6 protein-coding genes are annotated in these 5,900 nt (G+C 72.0%); 3 read left to right on the forward strand and 3 right to left on the reverse strand.

Annotation, left to right across the window (positions count from 1 at the left end; all coding sequences use genetic code 11):
• A partial coding sequence (locus tag BZY54_RS47535) for a PTS fructose transporter subunit IIC (RefSeq protein ID WP_107420018.1) occupies positions 1 to 1,760 on the forward strand: 1,760 nt, incomplete at its 5' end.
• A 110-nt stretch (positions 1,761 to 1,870) separates the two neighbouring features.
• Complete coding sequence (locus BZY54_RS47540) at positions 1,871 to 2,122, forward strand: hypothetical protein (RefSeq protein ID WP_086731492.1); 252 nt, start codon at positions 1,871 to 1,873, stop codon at positions 2,120 to 2,122.
• 106 nt (positions 2,123 to 2,228) lie between these two features.
• Here the strand turns inward: BZY54_RS47540 and BZY54_RS47545 are convergent, their stop codons facing one another.
• Together BZY54_RS47545 and BZY54_RS47550 are read right to left on the reverse strand one after the other, a co-directional pair.
• Positions 2,229 to 2,975 carry a DUF6227 family protein gene (locus BZY54_RS47545; protein WP_086731493.1) on the reverse strand — a complete coding sequence of 249 codons (747 nt, stop codon included), beginning with the start codon at positions 2,973 to 2,975 and terminating at the stop codon, positions 2,229 to 2,231.
• A gap of 193 nt (positions 2,976 to 3,168) precedes the next feature.
• The gene (locus BZY54_RS47550) at positions 3,169 to 4,389 is read right to left on the reverse strand and encodes a L,D-transpeptidase (RefSeq protein WP_086731494.1); all 1,221 of its coding nucleotides are present in this window, start codon (positions 4,387 to 4,389) and stop codon (positions 3,169 to 3,171) included.
• A 243-nt stretch (positions 4,390 to 4,632) separates the two neighbouring features.
• Between BZY54_RS47550 and BZY54_RS47555 the strand changes: the two genes are divergently transcribed.
• Positions 4,633 to 5,160 carry an SMI1/KNR4 family protein gene (locus tag BZY54_RS47555; RefSeq protein ID WP_086731495.1) on the forward strand — a complete coding sequence of 176 codons (528 nt, stop codon included), beginning with the start codon at positions 4,633 to 4,635 and terminating at the stop codon, positions 5,158 to 5,160.
• Between the two features lie 227 nt (positions 5,161 to 5,387).
• Here the strand turns inward: BZY54_RS47555 and BZY54_RS47560 are convergent.
• A partial coding sequence (locus tag BZY54_RS47560) for a P1 family peptidase (protein ID WP_208640988.1) occupies positions 5,388 to 5,900 on the reverse strand: 513 nt, incomplete at its 5' end.

Consider the following 5,900-nt stretch of genomic DNA (forward strand, 5'->3'; position numbering starts at 1 on the left):
CGCTGCGGTCGGCCGGCGACGCGGCGACCGCGGCGGCGCTCATCCGCGGGGACGAGACTCCGGCGGAGGCGGCTGCCGCGAGCGGTGGCGCCCAGGTGGCCACGGACACCTCCGAAGACACCGCCGCGGCACCGGGGGCGGCCTCCCCCGGCGCCGCGGCGGGCACCACGACGCCCGCAGCCGCCACCGCCTCCGCGCCCGCAGCCCCCACGGCGGAGCCCTCCGCGCCCGCTGCGGACGAGCGCCCGTTCCGGATCGTCGCCGTCACCTCCTGCCCCACCGGTATCGCGCACACCTACATGGCGGCCGAGTCGCTGGAGAACGCCGGCCGCGAGGCGGGTGTCGAGGTGGTCGTCGAGCCGCAGGGCTCGGCCGGTTTCACCCGGCTCGACCCGGCGGTGATCGCGGCGGCGGACGGCGTGATCTTCGCCCACGACGTCCCGGTACGGGACAAGGACCGCTTCGCCGGGAAGCCGACCGTCGACGTGGGCGTCAAGGCGGGCATCAACCGGCCCGGCGAACTGATCGGCGAGGTGCGGGAGAAGGCCGCGCGCGGCGTGGCGACCGCGGCCGCGGCGCCCGGAAGCACGCCGGTCGAGCGGACCGGCGAGGCGAATGAGGGCTACGGCACAAAGCTGCGCAAATGGCTCATGTCGGGCGTCAGTTACATGGTCCCGTTCGTCGCGGCGGGTGGTCTGCTGATCGCCCTCGGCTTCGCCATCGGCGGCTACGAGATCAAGTCGGCGCCGTCGGTCATGCACCACTTCGTCTGGACCCAGTCCGACAGCTGGGCGGCCCTGCTCTTCCAGATCGGCGGGGTGGCCTTCGCCTTCCTCGTCCCGGTCCTGGCCGGCTACATCGCCTACGGCATGGCGGACCGCCCAGGTCTCGTCCCCGGCTTCGTCGGCGGCTCGATCGCCCTGACCATCAACGCGGGCTTCCTCGGCGGCCTGGTGGCCGGTCTGATCGCCGGTGGTGTGGTGATGGCCATTCAGAAGGTGCGCATCCCCGCGCCGCTGCGCGGCATCATGCCGGTGGTGGTGATCCCGCTGATCTCCTCGGCGGTGGTCGGATTCCTGATGTTCGTGGTCATCGGCAAGCCCATCGCCTCCGGGCAGAAGGCGATGACCGACTGGCTGAACGGCCTCACCGGCACCAACGCCGTCCTGCTCGGCGCGCTGCTCGGCCTGATGATGTGCTTCGACCTCGGCGGTCCGGTCAACAAGGTCGCCTACGCCTTCGCCACCTCCGGCATCGCGGTCTCCGACCCCAGCGACTCCGCCATGAAGATCATGGCCGCGGTGATGGCGGCGGGCATGGTGCCGCCGCTGGCGATGGCCCTGGCCACGACCGTGCGCGGCCGGCTCTTCACCCGGGCCGAGCGGGAGAACGGCAAGGCCGCCTGGGTTCTGGGCGCCTCCTTCATCTCCGAGGGCGCGATCCCCTTCGCGGCGGCCGACCCGCTGCGTGTCATCCCCGCCTCGATGGTCGGCGGCGCGCTCACCGGCGCCCTGTCGATGGCCTTCGGCGCCACGCTGCGCGCCCCGCACGGCGGCATCTTCGTGGTCCCGCTGATCGGCAACCCGTTCCTCTACCTGATCGCCATCGCGGTGGGCGTGTGCGTGACGACCGCCCTCGTGGTGGCCCTCAAGACCCTGCGCAAGCCCGCTCCGGGCGCGGCGGCCCCGACGGCCGGCGAGGACGGGGGAGAGGGCGCGCAGGCGGCGTCGGCGCAGCCCAAGGAACCGGTGGCGGCCTGACGGCGGCCACAGCCTCCGCCTCTTTGGGGTGCTGTGAGTAGTTCACGTCACCTGCGAGATACGTCACGGTCCGGGGCCAACGTCCCGGACCGTGGTGTTCACTTGAAGACATGCCTGAGCACGTCTCGATCCTGATCTGGTTCGGTGTGGTCGTCCCCGCCGCACTGATCGTCGCCTGCGCCATCGGCCTTGCCGGCTACCGCTTCGGCCTCCGATTCGAGATCCGTCGACGGCATCACCCGGGCCTGTCGGCCCTCCCGCACCAGCGCGGCTCGGGCCCCCACCGGGAGTACGTCGAGCTGACCCCGGCCGAACGGGCCGCATTCGCGGGCCTGATGCGCCAACTCAGCGACGGTCACTGACGGCTCGGCGGACGGCGACCGGCGAACGCCCGCCGACGCGCCCGTCACACCCTGAGCCCCGGCCCTGAGACCCTCGGGGCAGACGCCCGCAGCCAGGCCGGCTCGCCTACGGCACCTGCGCCGCCCGACGCTCCATCGCGTCCCGGGCGGCGTCCTCCGTCGTGTACACCTCGCACATGTGGCGTCCGTCGGGGGTCGCCGTGTGCTCGACCTCCCACAGGGAGATCTCCACGCCGTCGCTCAGCAGGAAGGCGTGCTCGTAGAGCGAGAAGCACAGCCCGGCGCGGCCCGTGCGGCACGGGCGGCCGAACGCCTGGGTGATCCGGTGCCCGGACGCCGTGGCCAGCAGGGTGGCGACGTCCGTGCCCGGCCGGTCCGCGTTCTCCGCGCGCCGCAGCAGTCGGCGCGCATGGTCGGCGGAGTCCTCCGGGGCGTACGCGTGGCGTGCCTCGGGCAGCGGCGAGAGCTGCACCAGCACCGGCAGGTCCAGCTCCGGGGCGTCCGGCGGGAACGGCAGCCGGGCGGTGGCCGTGCGCACCTCCTCCTCGTCGACGTACACCTCGTGCTGCGGCTCGCTGCCGGGCGCGGTGTTGTGCACCAGCTCCCAGAGAGTGAGCGCCGAGCCGTCGGCGAGCAGCCACGTGTGCCGGAACGTCTCGCGGTGCAGCCCCGCGCTGTGGTGCGCGGAGTGCAGCGAGCCGTCGTACGCCAGTGCGCAGTCCAGGTGCCGTATCGTCTCGTCGGGCAGCTCGAAGGAGTTCAGCGCGCGGCCGAGGAGCCGCGCGAGATGCTCTTCCGGAGACTCGGGCGACTCGCGTGGCTCGTACGCAGCCGTCTCGTACGGAACGCTCAAGGTTTCTCCCGGCGTCGCTGCATGTCACCTTGTGGGTGCATACCGTAGCCCCTCGGTCGGACATCGTGTCCGGGAACCGAGAAAACGTATGCCCGAAAAACGGCCGGGCCGCGCGAGAAGTTCCCGCGCGGCCTGCCGATCCGTCAAAATCCGCTGCTCAGGGGTCGAATGGGCCCTTGTGGTCCAGGCCCGGTCAGACGGCGCTGCCGGCGGTCCACTCGCTCCAGGACATGTTCCAGCCGTTGAGGCCGTTGTCCGGGGCGACGGTCTTGTCGGGGGAGTTCTTGACGACCACGACGTCACCGATCAGCGAGTTGTCGTAGAACCACTGCGCGGGGGTGGAGCCCTGCGCGCCCCGTACGTCCGCCATGCCGACGCAGCCGTGGCTGGTGCCCTCGCGGCCGAAGGGCGGGTTGCCCTGGTTGTACCAGTAGTTCCCGTGGATGAACGTGCCGCTGTCCGTCAGGCGCATCGCGTGCGGCACGTCCGGGATGTCGTACTCGCCGCCCAGGCCGACCGTCCGGCTGTTCATACGCGTCTGGGCGAACTTCTCCGAGATCACCATCTTGCCGTTGTACGTGGTGTGCTCGGCGCTGCCGGTGGAGATCGGGATCGTCTTCACGGTCTGCCCGCCCCGGACGACCGTCATGGTCTGCGTGTCGGCGTCCACCGTGGAGACCTGCGCGCGGCCGACGGTGAAGGTCACGGTCTTCCGCTGCACGCCGAACACGCCGTTCGCGCCCTGCACGCCGTCGAGGTCGATCTTCATGGTGACCTTGGATCCGGCCTTCCAGTAGTCCTGGGGGCGGAAGTCGAGCCGCTGAGCGCCGAACCAGTGGCCGGCCACCTGCCGGCCGCTGCTGGAGGTGACCGTGATGTGCGACTGCACGGCCTTCCTGTCGCTGATCGCCTTGTCGAAGGTGAACGACACGGGCATGCCGACGCCCACCGTCGTGCCGTTGTCCGGCGTGTAGGTGCCGATGAAGCTGTTCGCCGTGGTGACGGTGGTGAAGATGGAGTTGGCGGCGGCCGTACGGCCGTTCGCGTCCTTCGCGATCGCCGAGATCTGGTACTTCGTCCCGCGCTCCAGCTGCTCCTTGGGCTTCCAGCCGGCGCCGTCCGCGGAGATCGAACCGGGAACGTCCTGCCCCGACCCCGCCACGGTCATCTTCACCTCGGTCAGCCTGCCGTCGCTGACCTTCACGCCGGTCGCGTTGATCGACGCGCCGGTAGAACCGTCCTTCGCCGAGATGGTGATCTTCGCGGTGGAGGTCTTCGGGGTGTCCTTGCCGCCGTCTTGGCCGTCGTCGTTGGCCTTGGCGTCGCCGCCGCATCCGGTGAGGGTGAGGGTGCCGACCATCAGGGCGGCACAGGCCCCCAGTACGCGCCGCGCTGCTATGTCCGGCCTTGTCACGGGCTGCTCCAGGTTCGTGTGGTGTGCGTGGTCCGTTGCAGTGTGTGGGAGAAGAGGCCGACGGGCCGTCAGGAGGTTCCCGCCGATCACCCGAATGACCTTCACGGTGACAGAACCGGGACAATCGCGGGCCCGGCGTGACCGACGTGACCGGCCGGTCCACGGACACGCGGCCCCGAGAGTCCCGCAGCACCCGGAAAGCGGCCCATCGGCGTTGTCGGTGGGGGCGGTTAGCGTGTGCCTGTGATCGAGACGACCGGCGACGACCGCCGCTTCCCGCCCGCCCTGGCCGACGTCGCCCGGGCGGAGTTCGACTACGACGAGGGAGAGGGTGTCGACTTCGAGCCCTACGACGCCTTCGACTCCGCCGAGGAGACCACCCACTGGCTGCGGCAGTGGACCGGGAACCACGAACTCGACGGCGACGCCTACCGGGTCTTCGGGCAGGACGGCACCGGCGGTCTCGCCGCCGTGTGGTGCGCCAGGCCGGGACGGCCGACGGCCGAGCAGCCTGTGGTGTTCATGGGCTCGGAGGGCGAGTGCGGCGTGGTGGCCGGGAACCTGTCCGACTTCCTGTGGGTGCTGGCCGACGGCTTCGGGCCGATGGAGGCCGTCGAGTACCCGGACCGGGAGCCACGCCCGGACGCCGCACTGGCCGAACTCGCCGAGCGGCACGCGACCACACCGCGCCGGCCGGCCAGGCGGATCACCGCCGAGGCCCGGGCGGAGTTCCCCACCTTCGCGGACGACGTCATGGAGCTCTGCCGCTGACCGCGAGGGCAGGCCACCCTCGGCACCGCCCTCCGCCCCGGTCAGGCACCGGCCCGGCGCCGAGGACGGCGTCGGCCCTGGCGCCGAATCCGGCAGCGCCCCTGGTCCGGCCGGTGCCGCCGCCCGATGCCGGCCGGCCGCGACGGACATGAAGAGCGGCTACGGCGCAGAGGGCGGGCGGGCGACAGGGGAGCCCTTGCGCTCCTGGTGCCCCGCGGCCCCTGTTCTCAGCTGCTGGGCTCGTACAACTCCCCGTACGACGGCCAGGTTCCCGCCGGGCCGTGCACCGGCTCGGCCGTGCGGATGGCGCGGACGATCGCGCGGGTGACGGTGTCCGCCCCGGCCGCGAGGATGTCGTTCAGGGCGAGGGGCTGGTCGGCGGCGAGCGGACGGGCCCCGGTGGACAGGGCGAACACCGTGTCGCCGTCGTTGAGCAGGTGCACCGGCCGCACGGCGCGGGCGATGCCGTCGTGCGCCGTGCCGGCGAGCTTCTGCGCCTGCGCCTTGGACAGCTCCGCGTCGGTGGCGACCACCGCGAGGGTGGTGTTCAGCGGGGGTGACGCGTTCCGCGCGGCGGCCTCGTCCAGCCGTCGGCGCGCGGCCTCGTGGACCCGCCGGTCCGGGTACTCCACCCGCCCCTGGAACAACTCCCCGTACAGCACCCCCGTTTCGGGATCCACCGCGGAACCGGCCGCGTTGGCCACCACCAGTGCCGCCACCGTGATGCCCGAGGCGAGCAC

It is taken from the genome of Streptomyces carpinensis, from assembly GCF_002154505.1.
In the GTDB taxonomy this organism is placed as follows: domain Bacteria; phylum Actinomycetota; class Actinomycetes; order Streptomycetales; family Streptomycetaceae; genus Streptomyces; species Streptomyces carpinensis.

Bases quoted from the DNA above. Each gene is read 5' to 3' on its own strand.
- BZY54_RS47540 (WP_086731492.1), top strand. From the start codon at position 1,871: ATGCCTGAGCACGTCTCGATCCTGATCTGGTTCGGTGTGGTCGTCCCC.